This is a genomic window from Rubellimicrobium sp. CFH 75288 (genome assembly GCF_009904055.1).
Classification (GTDB): Bacteria; Pseudomonadota; Alphaproteobacteria; order Rhodobacterales; family Rhodobacteraceae; genus Rubellimicrobium.
In genome coordinates, this window is sequence record NZ_WYDP01000051.1 from 1 (window position 1) to 1,174 (window position 1,174).

Sequence of the window (1,174 nt, forward strand, 5' to 3'; positions counted from 1 at the left end):
ATGGCGAAGGCGAAGTTTGAGCGCACGAAGCCGCATGTGAACATCGGCACGATTGGTCATGTGGACCATGGCAAGACGACGTTGACGGCGGCGATCACCAAGTATTTTGGCGAGTTCAAGGCCTATGACCAGATCGATGCGGCGCCCGAGGAGCGGGCGCGCGGCATTACGATCTCGACGGCGCATGTGGAGTACGAGACGCCCAACCGGCATTATGCGCATGTGGACTGCCCGGGCCATGCCGACTACGTCAAGAACATGATCACGGGTGCGGCGCAGATGGACGGCGCGATCCTGGTCTGTTCGGCGGCCGACGGTCCGATGCCGCAGACGCGCGAGCACATTCTTCTGGCGCGTCAGGTGGGGGTGCCGGCGCTGGTGGTCTACATGAACAAGGTCGACCAGGTCGACGACGAGGAGCTTCTGGAGCTTGTGGAGATGGAGCTGCGCGAGCTGCTTTCCTCCTACGAGTTTCCGGGCGACGACATTCCGATCGTGAAGGGCTCGGCCTTGGCTGCGCTCGAGGGGCGCGATCCCGAGATCGGGGAGAACTCGATCCGTGCGCTGATGGAGGCGGTGGACAGCTACATCCCGACCCCGGTGCGGGCGGTCGACCAGCCCTTCCTGATGCCGATCGAGGACGTGTTCTCGATCTCGGGGCGCGGCACGGTGGTGACGGGGCGCGTGGAGCGCGGCGTGATCAACGTGGGCGACGAGGTGGAGATCGTGGGTCTGCGCGAGACGCGCAAGTCCACCTGCACGGGCGTGGAGATGTTCCGCAAGCTTCTGGATCGCGGCGAGGCGGGCGACAACATCGGCGCGCTTCTGCGCGGCATCAACCGCGACGACGTCGAGCGCGGCCAGGTGCTGTGCAAGCCCGGATCGGTCAAGCCGCACACCAAGTTCGAGGCCGAGGCCTACATCCTGACCAAGGAGGAGGGCGGCCGGCACACGCCGTTCTTCGCCAATTACCGGCCCCAGTTCTACTTCCGCACCACGGACGTCACCGGCACCGTCCAGCTGCCCGAAGGCACCGAGATGGTCATGCCCGGCGACAACCTCAAGTTCAACGTCGAGCTGATCGCCCCCATCGCCATGGAAGACGGCCTGCGCTTCGCCATCCGCGAAGGCGGCCGCACCGTCGGCGCAGGCGTCGTCTCCAAGATCCTGGCGT

Annotated in this window: 1 protein-coding gene; it reads left to right on the plus strand. The window is 65.4% G+C overall.

The genetic code is table 11. The annotated features are described in order from the left end of the window. A partial coding sequence (gene tuf / locus GT358_RS16320; protein WP_166583688.1) for an elongation factor Tu occupies positions 1 to 1,174 on the plus strand: 1,174 nt, incomplete at both ends.